This window comes from Methylocystis sp. IM3 (assembly GCF_038070105.1).
In the GTDB taxonomy this organism is placed as follows: Bacteria; Pseudomonadota; Alphaproteobacteria; order Rhizobiales; family Beijerinckiaceae; genus Methylocystis.
Genome location: NZ_JBBPBZ010000002.1, coordinates 1978967 through 1997806, shown reverse-complemented (window position 1 = coordinate 1997806; position 18840 = coordinate 1978967). Strand labels below are relative to the sequence as shown.

Annotated in this window: 19 protein-coding genes; 14 read left to right on the top strand and 5 right to left on the bottom strand. The window is 66.7% G+C overall.

Annotation, left to right across the window (positions count from 1 at the left end; all coding sequences use genetic code 11):
• Positions 1–17 precede the first annotated feature (17 nt).
• Entirely contained in the window at positions 18–1049 is a 1032-nt protein-coding gene (locus tag WOC76_RS11640) for a cysteine synthase A (RefSeq protein ID WP_341106733.1), read from the bottom strand.
• Between the two features lie 36 nt (positions 1050–1085).
• Positions 1086–1967 (bottom strand): aldose epimerase family protein, encoded by an 882-nt coding sequence (locus tag WOC76_RS11635; protein WP_341106734.1) that lies wholly within the window; start codon positions 1965–1967, stop codon positions 1086–1088.
• Between the two features lie 127 nt (positions 1968–2094).
• On the opposite strand from WOC76_RS11635, the gene WOC76_RS11630 reads away from it, so the two are divergent.
• The 6 genes from WOC76_RS11630 (at position 2095) to WOC76_RS11605 (ending at position 8938) form a co-directional block, all read left to right on the top strand.
• A complete protein-coding gene (locus WOC76_RS11630; RefSeq protein WP_341106735.1) occupies positions 2095–2745 on the top strand; it encodes a MarC family protein in 651 nt (216 codons plus the stop codon).
• Between the two features lie 72 nt (positions 2746–2817).
• Positions 2818–4626 carry a single-stranded-DNA-specific exonuclease RecJ gene (gene recJ, locus WOC76_RS11625; protein WP_341106736.1) on the top strand — a complete coding sequence of 603 codons (1809 nt, stop codon included), beginning with the start codon at positions 2818–2820 and terminating at the stop codon, positions 4624–4626.
• A gap of 309 nt (positions 4627–4935) precedes the next feature.
• Positions 4936–5904, top strand: coding sequence for a septal ring lytic transglycosylase RlpA family protein (locus tag WOC76_RS11620; protein ID WP_445730627.1), 969 nt, complete (start codon positions 4936–4938; stop codon positions 5902–5904).
• 129 nt (positions 5905–6033) lie between these two features.
• On the top strand, positions 6034–7197 hold the full coding sequence (locus WOC76_RS11615) for a D-alanyl-D-alanine carboxypeptidase family protein (RefSeq protein WP_341108787.1): 1164 nt from the start codon (positions 6034–6036) through the stop codon (positions 7195–7197).
• Positions 7194–7865: a dTMP kinase gene (tmk, locus tag WOC76_RS11610; protein ID WP_341388446.1), complete on the top strand. Its 672-nt coding sequence runs from the start codon at positions 7194–7196 to the stop codon at positions 7863–7865. Before WOC76_RS11615 ends, tmk begins: the two co-directional genes overlap by 4 nt.
• Positions 7862–8938 carry a DNA polymerase III subunit delta' gene (locus tag WOC76_RS11605; protein WP_341431423.1) on the top strand — a complete coding sequence of 359 codons (1077 nt, stop codon included), beginning with the start codon at positions 7862–7864 and terminating at the stop codon, positions 8936–8938. The genes tmk and WOC76_RS11605 overlap by 4 nt, the downstream gene beginning before the upstream one ends.
• Before the next feature lie 19 nt (positions 8939–8957).
• Here the strand turns inward: WOC76_RS11605 and WOC76_RS11600 are convergent, their stop codons facing one another.
• A complete protein-coding gene (locus tag WOC76_RS11600; protein WP_341106741.1) occupies positions 8958–9962 on the bottom strand; it encodes a GGDEF domain-containing protein in 1005 nt (334 codons plus the stop codon).
• 255 nt (positions 9963–10217) lie between these two features.
• Here WOC76_RS11600 and tuf point away from each other — a divergent pair, with 255 nt between their 5' ends.
• Complete coding sequence (gene tuf, locus WOC76_RS11595; RefSeq protein WP_341104687.1) at positions 10218–11408, top strand: elongation factor Tu; 1191 nt, start codon at positions 10218–10220, stop codon at positions 11406–11408.
• 87 nt (positions 11409–11495) lie between these two features.
• Here the strand turns inward: tuf and WOC76_RS11590 are convergent, their stop codons facing one another.
• Both WOC76_RS11590 and WOC76_RS11585 read right to left on the bottom strand, forming a co-directional pair.
• Positions 11496–12407 carry a metallophosphoesterase gene (locus tag WOC76_RS11590; RefSeq protein ID WP_341388443.1) on the bottom strand — a complete coding sequence of 304 codons (912 nt, stop codon included), beginning with the start codon at positions 12405–12407 and terminating at the stop codon, positions 11496–11498.
• 38 nt (positions 12408–12445) lie between these two features.
• On the bottom strand, positions 12446–12646 hold the full coding sequence (locus tag WOC76_RS11585; RefSeq protein WP_341106742.1) for a hypothetical protein: 201 nt from the start codon (positions 12644–12646) through the stop codon (positions 12446–12448).
• A 192-nt stretch (positions 12647–12838) separates the two neighbouring features.
• Here WOC76_RS11585 and WOC76_RS11580 point away from each other — a divergent pair, with 192 nt between their 5' ends.
• The 7 genes from WOC76_RS11580 (at position 12839) to WOC76_RS11550 (ending at position 18781) form a co-directional block, all read left to right on the top strand.
• Positions 12839–13615 carry a DUF1499 domain-containing protein gene (locus WOC76_RS11580; RefSeq protein WP_341106745.1) on the top strand — a complete coding sequence of 259 codons (777 nt, stop codon included), beginning with the start codon at positions 12839–12841 and terminating at the stop codon, positions 13613–13615.
• A 106-nt stretch (positions 13616–13721) separates the two neighbouring features.
• A complete protein-coding gene (pdhA, locus tag WOC76_RS11575; protein ID WP_341106747.1) occupies positions 13722–14723 on the top strand; it encodes a pyruvate dehydrogenase (acetyl-transferring) E1 component subunit alpha in 1002 nt (333 codons plus the stop codon).
• Between the two features lie 117 nt (positions 14724–14840).
• Positions 14841–16262 (top strand): pyruvate dehydrogenase complex E1 component subunit beta, encoded by a 1422-nt coding sequence (locus tag WOC76_RS11570; protein ID WP_341106748.1) that lies wholly within the window; start codon positions 14841–14843, stop codon positions 16260–16262.
• Between the two features lie 6 nt (positions 16263–16268).
• Positions 16269–16421: a hypothetical protein gene (locus WOC76_RS11565; RefSeq protein ID WP_341106749.1), complete on the top strand. Its 153-nt coding sequence runs from the start codon at positions 16269–16271 to the stop codon at positions 16419–16421.
• An 18-nt stretch (positions 16422–16439) separates the two neighbouring features.
• Positions 16440–17369 carry a 2-oxo acid dehydrogenase subunit E2 gene (locus WOC76_RS11560; protein WP_341108788.1) on the top strand — a complete coding sequence of 310 codons (930 nt, stop codon included), beginning with the start codon at positions 16440–16442 and terminating at the stop codon, positions 17367–17369.
• Positions 17366–17578 carry a GDCCVxC domain-containing (seleno)protein gene (locus WOC76_RS11555; protein ID WP_341106750.1) on the top strand — a complete coding sequence of 71 codons (213 nt, stop codon included), beginning with the start codon at positions 17366–17368 and terminating at the stop codon, positions 17576–17578. Before WOC76_RS11560 ends, WOC76_RS11555 begins: the two co-directional genes overlap by 4 nt.
• Before the next feature lie 75 nt (positions 17579–17653).
• On the top strand, positions 17654–18781 hold the full coding sequence (locus WOC76_RS11550; protein ID WP_341388440.1) for an Mrp/NBP35 family ATP-binding protein: 1128 nt from the start codon (positions 17654–17656) through the stop codon (positions 18779–18781).
• Positions 18782–18840: the final 59 nt, after the last annotated feature.

Sequence of the window (18840 nt, the reverse complement as noted above, 5' to 3'; positions counted from 1 at the left end):
ACCGGGAGGAGCCGAGATCAGACGAAACCCGGATCGATCGCGACCTGCCTCTCCAGCCATTTCGGCGTCGGCAGGTTCTGGCTGCGCAGGAAGGCGACGTTGAAGAGTTTCGAGGCGTAGCGGGCGCCGCCGTCGCAGAGGATCGTCACGATGGTGTGGCCGGGGCCGAGGTCGCGGGCGAGGCGGATGGCGCCCGCCACATTGATTCCCGACGAGCCGCCGAGCAGCAGCCCTTCCTCCTCGGCGAGGGCGAAGACGATGTCGAGCGCCTCGCTGTCGGGGATCTGATAGGCGACGTCGATCGGCGCGTCTTCGAGATTGGCGGTGATGCGGCCCTGACCGATCCCTTCCGTGATGGAGGAGCCCTCGGCCTTCAGCACGCCGCTGGTATAATAAGAATACAGGGCCGCGCCGAAGGGGTCGGCCAAGCCGATCCGGATCGCCGGATTGCGCGCCTTCAGCGCCATGCCGACGCCCGCGAGCGTCCCGCCCGTCCCGCAGGCGCAGATGAAGCCGTCGACCTTGCCGCCGAGCTCCTCGTAAATCTCCGGGCCGGTCGTGACGATATGCGCCTCGCGGTTGGCGACATTGTCGAACTGATTGGCCCAGACGGCCCCCGCCGGGTCTTCCTTCGCCAGCCGCTCGGCAAGGCGGCCGGAGACCTTCACGTAATTATTGGGATTGGCGTAGGGGACGGCCGGCACCTCGACGAGCTGCGCGCCCTGAAGCCGCAGCATGTCCTTCTTTTCCTGGCTCTGGGTCTCCGGGATGACGATGACCGTGCGAAAGCCCATGGCGTTGGCGACGAGGGCGAGGCCGATGCCGGTATTTCCCGCCGTGCCCTCGACGATGACGCCGCCTGGCTTCAGCGCGCCCTTCGCGATGGCGTCCTGCACGATGAAGAGGGCGGCGCGATCCTTGACCGAGCCGCCGGGATTCATGAACTCCGCCTTGCCGAGGATGCGGCAACCCGTGGCCTTGGACGCGGCGCGCAATTCGATCAGCGGCGTGCGGCCAATGGCCTCGATAACGCTGGCGGCGATGGTCATGAAAAGCGATTCCCCGATGTGGAACGATCTCATTTCCTAACCGGAAGCGGGGTTCCGCTCAAAGGCAAAACGCGCGCCGTGCCGCGCCCGGGCCCCAGGCGCGAGAATACGCATGGAGGGCTTCTGGTAGAGATCGCCGTGAAAATCCTCCGGGTCGCCATATCCGGTCCAGGGTTCGATACAGAGATAGGGCGCCGGCGGCAGCGTCCAGAAGCCGACATGGGGGAAGTCGTCGAGCGTCACTTTCAGCCGCGCGCCGGCCCCATTGTCGAAGACGAGGCTTCGGCTGTCGATATTCAGGAAGCACAAGGCGTCGCGGGCGAACATCTGCGGCTCGAGCGGCAGGCGGTTCCCTTCGAGCGGAGTTCGGCGCGCAGGCTTCGAGAAGAGGCCGCCCGGTCCGATGATCGGCACGTCGGGATTTTCCGGCTTCTCGAAAATGATGGCGTGCTCGGCGCCCGAGCCGGCGAGGGGCCAGCGGAAGGCGGGATGCAGGCCGCAGGCGTAGGGCAGGGGCCGCGGGTCCGTGTTCGTGACGATGAGATTATTGTCCAGCGCGCCCTTGCGGAGCTGGAACTCGACTTCGAACCGAAAGGCGAACGGATAGAGCGCATGGGTCTCGGCGTCGTCCAGCAGCACGAGCCGCAGATAATCGGGACGCCTCTCCGCGATCTCGAAACATTTTTTCCAGGCGAAGCCGTGGAGCGCCAGCGGATAGGTCTTGCCCTCGACGGTGACGCGCCCGTCGCGCGTCCAGCCCACGACGGGGAAAAGAACAGGCGCAGTCTGGTCCCAGATCTTCGGGTCCTTCGCCCAGATCATGTCCACGCCATCCGCCCGCCAGGCGGAAATCTCTGCCCCAAAAGGAGAAATTTCGGCGCGGTCGCCGTCTGCCTCGAGAAGAATCGCGTCGCTCATCGCTTGACCTTTGCATGTGTTGCGGGCCATGTCGCCTCGTGGGCTCGGGGACGGACAAGGGCCGCCGACGATGTCCCTGCCTGAAAACCCATCCGCCTTGCGGGGGGTTCATTCTCCAGGAGCGAACGTGATCGCCGGCAATCTCCAGCTTTTCTTCACCTCCTTCACGACGCTGCTTGCGGTCATCAACCCGTTCGAGGTCTTGCCCGTCTTTCTCTCTCTGACCCATGACAGGGACGCCGCCGGTCGCCGCGGGATCGCCTTTCGCGCCTCGCTCTATACGGCGCTCCTGATCCTCTTCTTCCTGTTCTTCGGCGCGTTTGTGCTGAAGATCTTCGGCGTGTCGCTTCCCATGGTGCGGATTGCCGGCGGCATCGTTCTGACCCGCATCGGCTTCGCGCTCTTTACGCCGTCGTCCGGCAACAGCTCCTTTCTCGACCCCGGCCCTGAGGCCAATATCGCCTTCATGCCGCTCGCCATGCCGCTGATGTTCGGCCCCGGCGTCATCGCCACCGTGCTCGGCCTGATGGCGACGATCGAGAAATCGCCCAGCGAAATCTCGGCTTACGCCGCCATACTGAGCGCCGGCGCGCTCGCAGTCTTCGTCACTTATCTCTGTCTCGCCTTCGCCGGGCGGCTGGTGAAGTGGCTCGGGCGCACAGGGATCGACGCCGTCACCCGCATCGTCGGCTTTTTCGTCTCCGCCATGGGCGTGTCGCTGGTCTTTGGCGGCGTCATGACGGCGCTCGGCGCCTATGGGGTCAAGGTCGTGCTGTGACGTGGCGCGGTTTCCTGTGGATTTCCGCCGCCCGGCCTCAAAAAAAGCCGGGCGTCCCGTCCAGTTGACGCAATGTCTGAAATGATTGCTCCCCCACGCGCCTTTCTGGGCGTCGAACGCTCCGTCCTGGGCCGTCCCTGGCGGGCGCGGCTGGATGCGGCCGGCGAGGCGGCGGCGCTCGCGCTCTCCCAGACGCATGGGCTCGACGATCTCCTCGCGCGCGTGCTTGCCGGCCGGGGCGTCGGCGTCGCCGAGGCCGCGCGCTATCTCGATCCGGCGCTGCGCGATCTGATGCCCGACCCGTCGACTCTGACCGCGATGGACGAGGCTGTGGAGCGGCTGGCCCACGCCATGGAGACCGGGGAGCAGATCGCCATTTTCGGTGACTACGACGTGGACGGCGCCTGTTCCTCCGCGCTCATCGTCGACTACTGGCGCGCCGCCGGGGCGCCGGAGCCGCTGCTTCACATTCCAGACCGCATCTTCGAGGGCTATGGCCCCAACGCCGACGCCATCCGCGCCCTCGCCGCCAAGGGGGCGACGCTCCTCGTCACGGTGGACTGCGGCACGGTGAGCCACGAGCCCTTCGCCGTGGCCAAAAGCCTCGGGATGGATGTGATCGTTCTCGACCATCATCAGGCCCCCGAAGCCTTGCCTGCCGCTATCATCGTCAATCCAAACCGGCAGGACGATCTTTCAGGCCAGGGCGGGCTGTGCGCGGCCGGGGTCGTGTTTCTGGCGCTCGCCGGTCTGACGCGGCGGCTTCGGGGGCAGGGGTTCTGGACGGAGACGCGTCCGGCGCCCGACCTTCTCGCCGCGCTCGATCTCGTGGCGCTCGCCACCGTCGCCGACGTGGCGCCGCTCAAGGGGCTCAATCGCGCCTTCGTCGCGAAGGGCCTCGCGGTGATGCGTAACCGCGCCCGGACGGGGCTCGCCGCGCTGATGGACGCCGCCCGAATGGATGGGCCGCCGCGCGCCTATCATCTTGGCTTCGCGTTGGGGCCGCGGATCAACGCCGGCGGGCGCATCGGCGACGCCGGGCTCGGCGCGCGGCTCCTCACCTTGTCCGATCCGATCGAAGCCGCTCGCATCGCGCGCGAACTGGACCGGCTGAATGGCGAGCGGCAGGTCATTGAGAGCGCCGCGCTGGAGGAGGCGATCGCCAGGGCCGAGCTGCTCTTCACGAAAACCAACCGCCTGTCCTGCATCGTCGTCGAGGATGATCACTGGCATCCGGGCGTCGTCGGCCTGATCGCCTCACGGCTCAAGGACCGCTTCAACTTTCCTGCGTTCGCCATTGCTTTCAATGGAGAAACGGGAACAGGTTCTGGTAGAAGTTTAACTGGCGTCGACCTCGGCAAGGCCGTTCGGCAAGCGGTCGAGCTGGGCCTCGCGGTCAAGGGCGGCGGCCACGCCATGGCGGCGGGCGTGACCCTCTCTCGCGAGAAGCTCGCCGACTTCCGCGCCTTTATGGACGACGCGCTCGCCGACGCCGTCGAGGCGGCGCGGGGCGCCGACGCGCTCGTCATAGACGCCGCGCTCTCGGCGCGCGGGGTCGGCCTCGATCTCCTGCGCCGGGTGGAGAGGGCTGGCCCATTCGGGCAGGGGAATCCCGAGCCTGTCTTCGTCCTGCCGGAGCATCGGCTGATCGACGCCATGATCGTCGGCGAGCGCCACATCCGCGCGCGGCTGCGCTCGGGCGACGGCGCCGCTCTCGAGACCATCGCGTTTCGGTGCGTCGGCGCGCCGCTCGGCGACGCGCTGCTAAAAGGGCGGGGCGAACTGTTCCATGTGGCGGCGCGGCTGTCGCCCAACAGCTTCCGCGGCGTCGAGCGGGTGGAGGCGCGCCTTGTCGATATGGCTCGCGCCGACGCGCGTTAACGATAACTGTGGCGCCGTGGCCACAGCCGTTCCGAAAAGGCCTGCTTGGGCGCAAGCTGGGGGCAATGTCTGATTTTCGCCAGATTTCAGCCGCCTTTCCGCCAAGGCCGAACCGTGTCGTTAACGTCGACTTCAGACTTTCGGGGGAAACTCTCGGCGTTCGCTTCGTCATCGGCTGGGCAGGGGATGCGTCCTGCGCAATCCGCCACCATGTCGGATGTGAACGATATTCCGATAGCGGCCGCCCGAACGTCGCCTTCGACAAGGACCGTTTCGATGCGATTTGCCGTGTCCCGGGAGCGTGATTGCTTGTTGAGCCCTGTTGAGCAAACGGTCGTCTCTCTTCGCCGGTCGATCCTCTTCCTCTCCCTGGCTTCCCTTGCCGGTTGCGCGTCCACGGCGACCTCGCCCCGCTATCCGGGCGTGGCCGGCCTCAGCCATGTCGACCCTCGTTATGGCGTCCGCCCGAGCCCCCGCGTGGTGGTCGATGGCGAGGAGGTGCCCAAGGGCGGCGGCGCCTATATGGTCGGCAAGCCCTATAAAATCGCCGGCCTGACCTATGTGCCGAACGAGAAACCCTATACCGCCACCGGCACGGCTTCCTGGTATGGGTCGGATTTCCATGGTCGCCGCACGGCCAACGGCGAGATTTTCGACCGCGACTCGATTTCAGCGGCGCATCCGACGATGCCGCTGCCGAGCTACGCGCGCGTCACCAATATGAAGAACTCCCGCTCGATCATCGTCCGCGTGAACGACCGCGGGCCTTATCACGGCCACCGCGTGATGGATGTCTCGCAGCGCGTGGCGGAGGCGCTGGATTTCCGCTCGGTCGGAATGGCGCGGGTGAAGGTCGAGTGGGTCGGCAAGGCCGAACTCGCCGGCGACGACGACGCCCGGCTTCTCGCCACCTTGCGGGACGACGGCGAACCGGCGCAGATCGAGGGCGCCGCCCCGGTCATGGTCGCCTCGAAGCAGGACCCGCTGCGCACGGCGGCGCTGGCGGAGCGGGCGCAGGAGGAGAATACTCCCGCGACGCAGCCCGTCGTCGGCGAGGTCGAGATGATGGCCTATGCCGAGACGGAGGCCGCAGCTGCCTCTGCGGCGCAGGCGGCCAGCAATGCGGCGGAGGAGAAAGCGGAGGCGGAGGCCCCCGCCGCGCCGGCGCGCGCGATGAAAGCCTTTCAGACGGCGCCCCTGCCGCCCGTTCGGCCCGAATCTTTCGGCCATAGCGAAGTATCGGCGCCCAAGCCCCCGCTGCGTCACGCGGCCAACTGAAGCGCCTGCGTAGACAGGCGTGCCGCGTTGCATTTTCGCGTTCGCGGGGCCATTCTCTGCTTGCGTCGCCGGGTGAGGGCGTCGCAAGCGAGCGGAGCGTACGCCTTGTTTGAGCGCAAAACCCGGAAAATCATTTCTTATCTTCTGTTTCTTTTTGCGGTGCTGATCGCCGGCGCGGTGCGGGCGCAGCCTTTCCAGACAAGCGTTCCGCAGGCGATCCTGATCGACGCGGCGACCAACACGGTGCTTTTCGAAAAAGGCGCGGACGAACTGGCGACCCCCGCCTCGACGGTGAAGATCCTCACCGCCGAACTCGTCTTCCGCGAATTGGCCGAGGGCCGCCTCAAGCTCACCGACCAATTCCCGGTTTCCGAATATGCCTGGAGGAACGGCGGCGCCCCCGCGGGCGGCTCCGCCATGTTCCTCAAGGTCAACAGCAGCGCCAGCGTGGAAGATCTACTGCGCGGGCTGGTGATCGTCTCGGGCAATGACGCGGCTCTCGTTCTGGCGGAGGGCCTCGCAGGCTCTGAGGAAGCCTTCGTGATACGCATGAACAAGCGCGCCTCCGAGCTCGGCCTCGTGAAATCGCGCTTCGGCAATCCGTGGGGCAAGGCGAGCGACGACCAGAAGGTCACCGCCCGCGAAATGGCGAAGCTCGCCCTCCACGTGATCCAGACCTATCCCGACTTCTACAAATATTTCGGCGAGAAAGAGTTCACCTGGAACAACATCCGCCAGCAGAACCGCAATCCCTTGCTCACGATGAGCATCGGCGCGGACGGGCTCAAGACCGGCAATATCGAGAAGGGCGACTTCGGCATGGTCGGCTCGGCCGTTCAGGACGGCCGCCGGCTGATCGTCGCGGTCTACGGCGCCAAGACCGCCAAGGAGCGCGCCGAGGAAGCGCGCAAGCTCCTGCAATGGGGCTTCCGCAATTTCGAGGAGAAGGAATTGTTCAAGGCCGGCGAGCCGGTCGGGCCGGCGCAGGTCTATGGCGGCACACAGGGCTCGATCGACCTTGTCTCCAAGAGCGACGTGAAGGTGCTTCTGCCGCGCGGCGCCACGGAGCGGCTCACGGGCAAGATCGTCTATGAGGGGCCGGTGATTGCGCCGGTGGCCGAAGGCCAGAAGATCGGCCGGCTCGAAGTCAGGCGGGGCGCCAATGTCGTGCTGGAGCAGCCGCTCGAGGCGAGCGCGGCGGTGGATGAAGGGTCGCTGTCGAGGCGGGCCTTCGACGCCGTTTACGAATATGCGGCCGCCAAGATCCACGAGAAGCTGCTGGCGAAGAAATGACCGGAGCCGAAAAGGGCCGCTTCATCACCTTCGAGGGCGGCGAGGGCGTCGGCAAATCGACGCAGCTTGACCGCCTCGCGGCGCATCTGCGCGCCCGTGGGCTCGAGGTCGTGACGACGCGCGAGCCCGGCGGCACGTCCAAGGCCGAGGCGCTGCGCAAGGTTCTGCTCTCCGGCCGCATCGCGCCGCTCGGCCCGCTGGCCGAGGCGGCGCTCTTCGCAGCCGCGCGAATCGACCATGTGGGGCAGATCATTGCGCCGGCGCTCGCCCGCGGCGCCTATGTGCTATGCGATCGCTTCGCCGACTCGACGCGCGCCTATCAGGGCGCGCGGGGCGGGGTGGACGCGGGAACGCTTGCGCTTCTCGAACAGGCGGCGATTGGCGACACTCGGCCCGATCTGACCTTCATTCTCGATCTGCCGCACGAACAGGGCATGGCCCGCGCCGCCAGCCGCCGCGAAGCCACGGGGCTGAGGGCCGACCGCTTCGAGGCGGAGGACAGCGCCTTCCACGAGGGTCTGCGCCGCGCCTTTCTCGACATAGCCGAGCAGGAACCGGAACGCTGCTGCGTGATCGACGCCTCCCGGCCTGTGGACGAGGTGGCGCGTGCCATCCGCCAGATCGTCGATTCGCGTTTTCTGGACACGCAGGCCGCCGCCGCGCAATGAAAAAGGAGCTTGCCGGTCCGCCCGAGAGCGACCGTTTCGAGGGCGCGCCGCATCCGCGCGAGACGCTCGCCTTCTTCGGCCACGAGGCGGCCGAGCGCGAGCTGCTCGACGCCTATCGGCGCAACCGTCTGGCGCAGGCCTGGATCATCGGCGGCCCGGAGGGGATCGGCAAGGCGACGCTCGCCTGGCGCGTGGCGCGTTTCCTGCTCGCCCATCCCGACCCGGCCTCGCCGGAGGTGCAGAACGCCTCGTCGCTTGTCGTGCCCGAGGAGCATCCCGCCGCGCGGCGCATCGCGACCCTGGCGCTCGCCGACATCTTCCTGCTGCGGCGTGAGTGGAACGAGAAGGCGAAGCCTCCGAAGCACTTCACCGAGATCAGGGTCGATGACGTCCGCGAGATCACGCGGGCCTTCCATCGGGCCTCCGGCGCCGGCGGCTGGCGCGTGGCCATCATCGACTGCGCCGACGATCTGAACAGGAACGCCGCCAACGCGCTCCTCAAGCTCATCGAGGAGCCGCCGGAGCGGTCGCTGTTTCTGCTGGTGGCGCATCAGCCGGGCCGGGTTCTGCCGACGATCCGCTCGCGGTGCCGAAAGCTCATGCTCGGCGCGCTGACGCAGGAGGAGACCGTCGCGGCGGTCGAGGGGCTCGGATCGCCCTGGAGCGGGCGGGGGGATGAGATCGCCGCCGCCGCCGGCCGGGCCGAAGGCTCCGTTCGCGAGACGTTGCGCCTGCTCGGCGGCGACGCCATGGCCTTCGACGCCGCTGTCGCCCGCCTGCTGCAAAGCCTGCCGCGCGTCGATTGGCTGGGCGTGCATCTGCTCGCCGACAAGCTGACCGGGCGCAGCAATGAAGACGCCTATGAGACCTTCATGCGCGCGCTGGAGCGGCATCTCGATGCGCGGGTGAAAACGCTCTCACGGGACGGCGCCCCGCCCGCGCGCCTCATTGGCTACGCCCGCGCCTGGGACGAGATCCGCGACCTCGCCCGCGAGACGGAAGTGTTCAACTTCGACAAGAAGGCGATGGTGCTCGGGGCGTTCGACCGGCTGGCGCGGGCGGAAGGGGCGTAGCGCGGAATTCCCCGCAAGGTCAAAATAGCTCGACCTCGTCGGCCGCTCGCGTGTGATCGACCAGTTCGCACGCCGCCACCAGCTCTTCGTAGGAGAATAGCTGATTGCGGCCGTTCCGTTTGGAGAAATACAAGGCCTGGTCGGCGCGGCCGAAGGCGGCGGCCCCGGTGTCGCCGGGACGGATTTCACTGAAGCCCAGGCTGACCGTGACGCTGCCGACCTGCGGAAAGGGGAAGCTTTCGACCGTCGCGCGGAGACGCTCCAGAGTCGCGCGCGCCTCCGCTGAGGTCATGCCGTCCAGGAGAACGACGAACTCCTCGCCGCCAAACCGGAAAAGATAATGCGTATCCTGGAAATGCGCGGACATGAGCCGCGACAGCAGCACGATCACCTCGTCGCCATAGGGGTGGCCGAAGGCGTCGTTGATGCGCTTGAAGTGGTCGATGTCGATGACGGCGATGAAGCCGCCGCCAGCCGTGTCGTCCCCAAAGGCTCGGGTCGAGACCTTTCTGAACGTCTCGTCATAAGTGCGACGATTGAGAAGGCCGCTCAGTTCGTCGCAGTCGGTGTCGTCCAGCAGTCCCAGATGATTGCGATAGACGCGCAGAAGGCCCAGAACGAGCCGTTCCTGTTCTTCAGTCAGCGCGTCCGGGCGCAAAATCTCAAGAATGCCAATCGGCTCCCGGCTATCGAGGATAGGAAAGGCGTGCCGACAAAGGCCATTGGCTCCCGCTGGCCACCGCAGATTGGCGCGGGCGGCATAACAGGCATGAAGCTCGGGCCAGGAGTCGAGCTTGCTGCGCGGCGCCGCGTCGCCAGAGTCGTGCGCCGCGCTCTCTCCGCCGCTCCCGCCAAGGGAGACGCGCCGGCGCAAGACCACGGCGTCGTTCTGCCGCGATAGCCGCCACAGGACGAGCCGCGCCGCACCGAGGAGATCGAACATCGCCGCCGCGAGGCTCTGCTCCAGTGAGTCCTTGTCGCGTGCGTCGGTCAGATCGCCGACGGAATCGAGCAGTCCATCCATTTGATTACCGGCCGAGCCGAAGTGACTGACGCGGCAATGCTCGCGGCAAAGACCTAATTTTTCGTTTTCGATGTAAGCGCAAATGATTGTAATCACGCGAAATTTTATCGCACGCGCCGCTGGGTGCGCCGCCTGGGCCGGGACCGGCGCGTCAATGGCTCCGCAAGGGGCCGATCCGGCCCCTTGCGGATTTTCTTCAACGGCCTTAAAGGCTCGCCCGCGCGCGGGCAGTGGACCCGCCAGAGGAACGGGACCATGGCCAAGGAAAAATTCTCTCGCACCAAGCCGCACTGCAACATCGGGACGATCGGTCACGTCGATCATGGCAAGACGTCCTTGACGGCGGCGATCACCAAGGTTCTGGCGGAGACGGGCGGGGCGACCTTCACGGCCTATGACCAGATCGACAAGGCTCCGGAAGAGAAGGCGCGCGGCATCACGATTTCGACGGCGCACGTCGAATATGAAACGCAGAACCGCCACTATGCGCACGTGGACTGCCCTGGCCACGCCGACTATGTGAAGAACATGATCACCGGCGCGGCGCAGATGGACGGCGCGATCCTGGTGGTTTCGGCGGCCGACGGCCCGATGCCGCAGACGCGCGAGCACATTCTGCTCGCCCGCCAGGTGGGCGTGCCGGCTCTGGTCGTGTTCCTCAACAAGGTCGACATGGTCGACGATCCGGAGCTCCTCGAGCTCGTCGAGCTGGAAGTGCGCGAGCTTCTGTCGAAATATGAGTTCCCGGGCGACGACATTCCGATCGTGAAGGGCTCGGCGCTGTGCGCGCTGGAGAGCAAGAACCCCGAGATCGGCCATGACGCGATCCTGAAGCTGATGCAGGAGGTCGACCGCTACATTCCGCAGCCGGAGCGTCCGAAGGATCAGCCGTTCCTGATGCCGGTCGAGGACGTGTTCTCGATTTCGGGCCGCGGCACGGTGGTGACGGGCCGTATCGAGCGCGGCGTCGTGAAGGTGGGCGAGGAAGTCGAGATCGTCGGCATCCGTCCGACGACGAAGACGACGGTGACGGGCGTCGAGATGTTCCGCAAGCTGCTCGATCAGGGCGAGGCGGGCGACAACGTGGGCTGCCTGCTGCGCGGCACGAAGCGCGAGGACGTGGAGCGCGGCCAGGTGCTGTGCAAGCCGGGTTCGGTGAAGCCGCACACGAAGTTCAAGGCCGAGGCCTATATTCTGACGAAGGAGGAGGGCGGCCGCCACACGCCGTTCTTCACCAACTATCGCCCGCAGTTCTACTTCCGCACGACGGACGTGACCGGCATCGTGACGCTGCCCGAGGGCGTCGAGATGGTGATGCCGGGCGACAACGTCACGATGGAAGTGGCCCTGATCGTTCCGATCGCCATGGAGGAGAAGCTGCGCTTCGCCATCCGCGAAGGCGGCCGCACGGTCGGCGCGGGCGTCGTCGCCTCGATCATCGAGTAACAGAAAAGACAGGGAGGGCGCCGTTGGCCTCGAGCCAATCGGCGCCCTCGCCGTTTTGCGCCCGCGAAGCCCCTCAGCCGCTCGAAGTCACGCGGCGGCCGGCGGCGCCACTGTCACTTCGACGATCTCCGGCGGCCGCATGAAACGCATGGGCAGGATCGACTCGCCGAGGCCGCCGGAAATGACGAGGTGGCGCCCGTCCTGCACGTAATGCCCGTAAACTCTGCTGCCGCCGCCATAGCGCAGTTCCGCGGCGATGGGGCCAAGAACGGGCAGATTGACCTGCCCGCCATGCGTATGGCCGGAGAGCGTCAGCGCGACACGGCCCGGCACGCGGTCGAAGACGAAGGGCTCATGGGCCAGAAGAATGGCCGGCGAATCGTCGATCACGCGAGCGAGCGTCGCATCGAGATCGTCTCGCCCCCGCCATCGCCCGCGCTTTCCGATCTGGACCCATTCGGCCAACTGGTCGGCGAGGCCGAGAAGCCAGAAGGGCTCGCCGTTCTTTTCCAGACGCATGGCGTCGTTCTCATAGAGCCGCGCGCCCATCTGCTTCAACGCGGCGCGCGCGGCCTCGGCGCCGTCAGACGGATCGCCGGGAAGGGCGCCGTGCCACCAGTCGTGATTGCCGAGCACCGCATGAACCCCGAGCGGCGCCTCGAGGTTCGAGAGCGCCTCGGCCCATTGCTCGGGCTGCACAGGGCCCGTGACGAGATGCGTGCCCGCCGCGAAATCGCCCAGCAGCACGATGAGATCGGGCGCGAGGGAATTGGCGAGTGCGGCGATGCGGCGGATGCGCGCCGACGGCATCCAGGGCTCGCAGGCGTGCAGGTCGGTAATGACGGCGATGCGCAGAGAGAGGGCGGGAGGCCAGTCTTTCGGCGTCACGCGGTAACGCGTAACCTCGAGCCGGAAGTTCGGCTCGATGGCGACGGAATAGGCCGCGCCTGCGAGCGCGATGGCGGCGGGCAGGCGCAGAAAGGCGCGGCGGTCGATCATTGAGCCCCCAAGGCAAAGGCCAAGGCAGGGCTCTTCTATCAGGCTGCGATCTCGCCGCCCAGCGGCGACCAGGCGCCGTCTTCTTGCGGCGCGTCGTCCGTAAGGTCGGAAAATTGCGCGGCTTCGAGCGCGGCGGCGACGGCGGAAATGCCGATCTCGCGATAAAGCCGCGCGAGGAGATCATGGGGATGGCCGCCGGCCTGCGGCTCATTCGACTCGACTGGATGATTGTCCGACATTGCGGGCCTCTACGCGAACGCAGCTACAAGAAAAATGCACGCCCTCAAATTCGCCGCATTCGCTTAACGCCGCGCTAACGCGCCAGCTGTTTTCACGATGCCGCTATTTCGTTGCATTTCTCGCCGCCTTTGGCGAAAAATGCGCTCATCGCCGCATCCAGCGGCATGAAACAGGCGAGGCCGCTCGGTCCCATGCGTCGCACACTTCCGCCGGAGCCATGGTCGCGGGCCGCGTTGTGGAGCCGCAGCGTCGCCGTTTTTGCGGGAACGGTCGCCATCCTCTCGGTCCTGCTGGTGCGGCTGAACATGATCGCGCCCGTTTCCGCGCTGGCGTCGCTCGGAGCCGCCGTGGCGTTGGCGCTCATCGGGCTTTTGCTCGTGGGCGCCGCTTGGGTCAGCATCTGGAACACCGGCCGGCGCGGCGCGGGGGCTGCGTTCGCCGGCGCGCTGATCGCGCTGCTGACTCTCGCCTATCCGTCCTATCTCGCCTTCGAGGCGGTGCGTTTGCCGGTGCTGTCGGACATTTCCACCGACATCGCCAACCCGCCGTTTTTCTCGTTGTCCGGGGCGGCCTATGCGGCGCGGGGAGGCTTTCAGCCAAAGGGCGTGACGCAGAAGGCGCGCGAGGCCCAACGCCCCGCCTATCCGGACGTCGAGCCCATCGTCGTCGATCTCGACGCCGACGAAGCTTTCGCGCTCGTTCTCAAAACGGCGAAGGCGATCGGCTGGAAGGTCGTCGATCAGCGCCCGCCCGGCGGCCGCACCGGAGAAGGGCACGCCGACTTTCTCGACAAGACGCTGATCATGGGGCTCGACGAGGACGTGACAGTCCGACTCAAGCCGCTGCCGGGTCAGACCCGCATCGATCTGCGCGCCGCCTCCCGCTACGGACGCCACGACTTCGGCGCCAACGCCAAGCGGATCATGGCCTTCGCCGAAGAGCTGCAGACGCAGCTCGACGCGAAATAAGCCACAGCCGCAACCGGTGGGGACCCGGCGCCCTCGTCTTTGAACGGCGACTCTGGTATTGTCCCGCTCGTTCTCCAAATAACGGTTGGGAGGCCGAGAACAGCCGATGGCGACTGCAGGCGACGGCGCGAGCGCCGCTCAATCCGTTCCACCTTTCACCCGCGAGGAAGAGCTTCACGCCCTGCGCGACATGTTGCTCATCCGCCGTTTCGAGGAGAAGGCGGGGCAGCTCTACGGCATGGGCGTGGTCGCCGGCTTCTGCCATCTCTACATCGGCCAGGAAGCCGTGGTCGTCGGCGCCAAGATGGCCGCGCGCGAGGGCGACGAATTCACGACGAGCTATCGCGACCATGGCCACATGCTCGCGAGCGGCATGGACCCCAAGGGCGTGATGGCGGAGCTTGCCGGCAAGCGCGGCGGCTACTCCAAGGGCAAGGGCGGCTCCATGCACATGTTCTCGCGGGAGAAGAATTTCTTCGGCGGCCACGGCATCGTCGGCGCGCCGGCGCCGATCGGCGCGGGCGTCGGTTTCGCCAATCTCTATCGCGGCGACGGACGCGTGTCGCTCACCTTCTTCGGCGAGGGGGCGGCCAATCAGGGGCAGGTCTACGAGACCTTCAACATCGCGGCGCTGTGGAAGCTGCCGGTGCTCTTCATCGTCGAGAACAATCGCTACGCCATGGGCACGTCGCTGACCCGCGCCGCAGCGCAGACGGACTTCGCCATGCGCGGCGGCGCCTTCGGCATCCCCGGCCGGCAGATCGACGGCATGGACGTGCGGGTGGTGCGCGAGGCGACCGCCGAGGCGCTGGCCTGGTGCCGCTCGGGCAAGGGACCCTATCTCCTGGAAGTGCAGACCTACCGCTATCGCGGCCACTCCATGTCCGACCCTGCGAAATATCGCTCCAAGGAAGAAGTGCAGAGGATGCGCGAGGAGCACGATCCAATCGAGCAGGTGCGCCTGCGCCTGCTGGCCGACGGCGTCAGCGAGGACGAACTGAAGAAGATCGACGCCAATGTTCGCAAGGTCGTCGCCGAAGCAGCCGATTTTGCGATGAGCGACAAGGAGCCGGAGCCTTCCGAGCTTTATACCGACGTGCTGGCGTAAGGATCGAAAGACAATGACTTTCCTATTTGTGCGGGCGATCCGCGACGCCGATAGAGGCTGCGCTCTGCTCCCTCTGCCGCGCCAGCGGAGAGGGGCGGGGGAAGAGGTTTCCTTCAAATGACTGTCAACGTCCTCATGCCCGCCCTGTCGCCGACCATGGAGCAGGGCAAGCTCGCCAAATGGCTGAAAAACGAAGGCGACGAGGTCAAGGCCGGCGACGTGATCGCCGAGATCGAGACCGACAAGGCCACCATGGAGGTTGAGGCGATCGACGAAGGCGTGCTGGCGCGCATTCTCGTGCCCGGCGGTACCGAGAATGTCGCGGTCAATACGCCGATCGCGGTGATTGCGGGCGAGGGCGAGGATGCGTCGGCCGTGGCCGCGCCGCCCGCCGCCGAGGCCCCGGCGCCGCCGAGCGCGCCGCAGGACGAGGCGGGCGAGGCGAATGCGGCGCGACTCGAGGCCGCGAAGGAGGCAGCCGCGCCGGCGCCCAAGCCGGTCAGCGTCTCCGCGCCGCCGACTGTCAGCGCCGCGCCGGAAGTGCCCGCCGGCACGACCATGATTCCGATGACCATGCGCGAGGCGCTGCGCGACGCCATGGCCGAGGAAATGCGGCGCGACCCCAATGTCTTCATCATGGGCGAGGAGGTCGCGGAATATCAGGGCGCCTACAAGGTCACGCAGGGGCTGCTTCAGGAATTCGGCCCGATGCGCGTGCGCGACACGCCCATCACGGAATATGGCTTCGCCGGCATCGGCGTCGGCGCGGCCTTCGCGGGCCTGAGGCCGATCGTCGAATTCATGACATTCAATTTTTCGATGCAGGCCATCGACCACATCGTGAATTCCGCAGCGAAGACGCTCTACATGTCGGGCGGGCAGATCAACAGCCCGATCGTGTTCCGCGGCCCGAATGGCGCGGCGGCGCGCGTCGGCGCCCAGCACAGCCAGGATTACGCCGCCTGGTATGCGCAGGTGCCGGGGCTCATCGTCATCTCGCCGTCCAACGCCAGCGACGCCAAGGGCCTGCTGAAGGCGGCGATCCGCAGTGACAATCCCGTCGTCTTCCTCGAGAATGAAATTCTCTACGGAAAAACTTCGGATGTGCCGGCGCTGGAGGATTTCGTCCTGCCGATCGGCAAGGCGCGCATTGCGCGGCCGGGGACCGACGTGACGCTCGTCTCCTTTTCCATTGGCATGACCTATGCGCTCGGCGCCGCCGAGGAGCTTGCGAAGGAAGGAATCGAGGCCGAGGTGATCGACCTGCGCACGCTGCGCCCGATGGACAGCGCGACGATCATCGAGTCCGTGAAGAAGACCGGCCGCTGCGTCGCCATCGAGGAAGGCTGGCCGCAAAGCGGCGTTTCGGCCGAGATCGCCACGCGCGTGCAGCTGGAGGCGTTCGACTATCTCGACGCGCCGGTCCTGCGCGTGACCGGCAAGGACGTGCCCATGCCCTACGCGGCCAATCTCGAGAAGCTTGCCTTGCCGAGCGTCGCGGAAGTGATCGCGGCCGCGAAGGCCGTTCTTTATCGCTAGGCCGCCATGCCGCGCCGGAATGTCGTCATCGTCGCCGCCGCCCTGTCGGGAGTCCTGCTGACGGGAGCCTACGCCGTCTCGCAGGATCAGGCGTTCGTCGGCGATCTGTTCCGCGCGCTGTTCGGCCTTTCCGGGGGCAATACGGCCGGCGGACAATAGGAGAGCATCTTGAACGCCATGGCGCGCATATTCGCTTCGCCCCTCGCGCGGCGCCTCGCGAGGGAGGCGGGGCTCGACCTCTCCGCGCTGGCGGGCTCCGGCCCGCATGGCCGCATCATCGAGCGCGACGTGAAGAGCGCGCTCGCGGGCGGCGGCGCCCGCAAGGCCGCGCCGGCGCCCGAGGCGAAGCCGGCGCTCGCGGAGGCGCCGTCCGCCGCGACGACGCGGAAATTCTACGAGGCGGGCTCCTACGAGGAAGTCCCGCACGACTCGATGCGCAAGGCCATCGCGCGGCGTCTGACGGAATCGATCCAGACCGTCCCGCATTTCTACCTCGACGTCGATTGCGAGATCGACGCGCTGCTGAAGATGCGGGAAGACTTCAACGCCGCCGCCCCACAGCGGGGCGATGGGTCGCCGGAATGGAAGACATCGGTCAATGATTACGTCGTGAAGGCGCTGGCGCTGGCGCTTCAGCGCGTGCCGGAGGCGAATGTCACCTTCACGCCCGAAGCGATGCTGAAGCACAAGGCGTCGGACATTGGCGTCGCGGTCGCCATCCCGGGCGGGCTGATCACGCCCATCGTCCGCAATGCGCAGGCCAAGACGGTGCGGGAGATTTCCGAGGAAGTGAAAGAGCTCGCCGGCCGCGCGCGGGACCGCAAGCTGAAGCCGCAGGAATATGAGGGCGGCGTTTCAGCGGTCTCCAATCTCGGCATGTTCGGGATCAAGAACTTCTCGGCGGTGATCAACCCGCCGCAGTCGACGATTCTTGCAGTGGGCAAGGGCGAGCCCCGCATGGTCGTGAAGAACGGCGCCCCGGCCGTGGCGAACATGATGAGCGTGACGCTTTCCTGCGACCATCGCGCGGTGGACGGCGCGCTCGGCGCACAGCTGCTGGCCGAGTTCAAGCGCCTCATCGAACAGCCGATGGGGCTCTTCGCATGAAGTCCGTGGCGTCGATCAAATGCCCGCGTTGCGGCCATGCCGCTATGATGACCATGCCGTTGGACGCCTGTGTGGTCGTCTATGACTGCCCCGCCTGCGGAGCCCGACTGACCCCAAAAGCCGGCGACTGCTGCGTCTTTTGCTCTTATGGCGACGCACCCTGTCCAGCGGTGCAGGCGGAGGGGCGTTGCAGCGGAAAGTCGGTCTAAATATCGCATGGACGCGGGCGGCGTTTAGCGGCATATCCTTGTCTAGAATAACTCTAAACAGGCAAGGAGCGGCCCGTGGCGACGGAAGCTGACATTCTCAAAGCCCTTGAAAACCTTTACGGCCCCGGCGGCGTGTCGCTGGCGAATGCCGTGAGTGGCGTCAATCTTTCCGGCGCGAAAGCCTTTGTTTCGCTCTCGGGCGATCCCGCAAAGCCCGAAGGCTGGGAGGCGGCGCGCGTCAACGCCGAGAAGGCGCTCAAGGCGGTGCCGGGAATCGAGTCGGCCGTGGTGACGCTCACCGCCGAGCGCGCGGCAGGTTCGGCGAAGCCCGCCGGCGCCGGGCATCATCACCATCATGGCCACTCCCACGCCGCACCGCCGCCGCCCCAGCGCCGCGGCATGTCGCCTTCCCTCGACAGGATTCGCTACATCGTCGTCGTGGCGTCGGGCAAAGGCGGCGTCGGCAAGTCGACGACGGCCGCCAATCTGGCGCTCGGCCTTGCCGCGCAGAACTGGCGTGTCGGTCTGCTCGACGCGGATATTTACGGACCGTCCGCGCCGCGCCTCTTCGGCCTGCACGAAAAGCCAAAGGTCGAGGGCGGCAAGCTCGTTCCGCTCGAAGCCTACGGAATCAAGATCATGTCCATGGGCTTCCTCGTCGATGAAAATACGCCCATGGTCTGGCGCGGGCCGATGGTCGCGCAGGCGCTGACGCAGCTTCTCAACGAAGTCGCCTGGGGCGACCTCGACGCGCTCGTCGTGGACATGCCGCCCGGCACGGGCGACGTGCAGCTCACCATGGCGCAGCAGACGCCCATCGCCGGGGCGGTGATCGTCTCGACGCCGCAGGACCTCGCGCTCATCGACGCGCGGCGGGCGGTGGCCATGTTCCAGAAGGTCGAGGCGCCCATTCTCGGCATCATCGAGAACATGAGCTACTTCCTCTGCCCGCATTGCGGCGGCCGCTCGGAGATCTTCTCCCACGGCGGCGCGCGCCATGACGCCGAAAAGCTCGGCGTGCCCTTCCTCGGCGAGGCGCCGCTCGACATGAAGATCCGTGAAACTTCGGATTCGGGGAAACCCGTCGTCGGCGCGGAGCCCAACAGTCCGCAGGCGGCGGTCTATCTCAATCTCGCCGCCAAAGTGAAAACTCTTCTGGAGACGGCGAAACCCCGCGCCGCCCCCAATATCGTCGTGGGCTGAGCGCGGCGGCTTTAGTGGAAAGAGCGGGCAAGCCGGTTTGCAGCCGGGTTGCCCGCGTG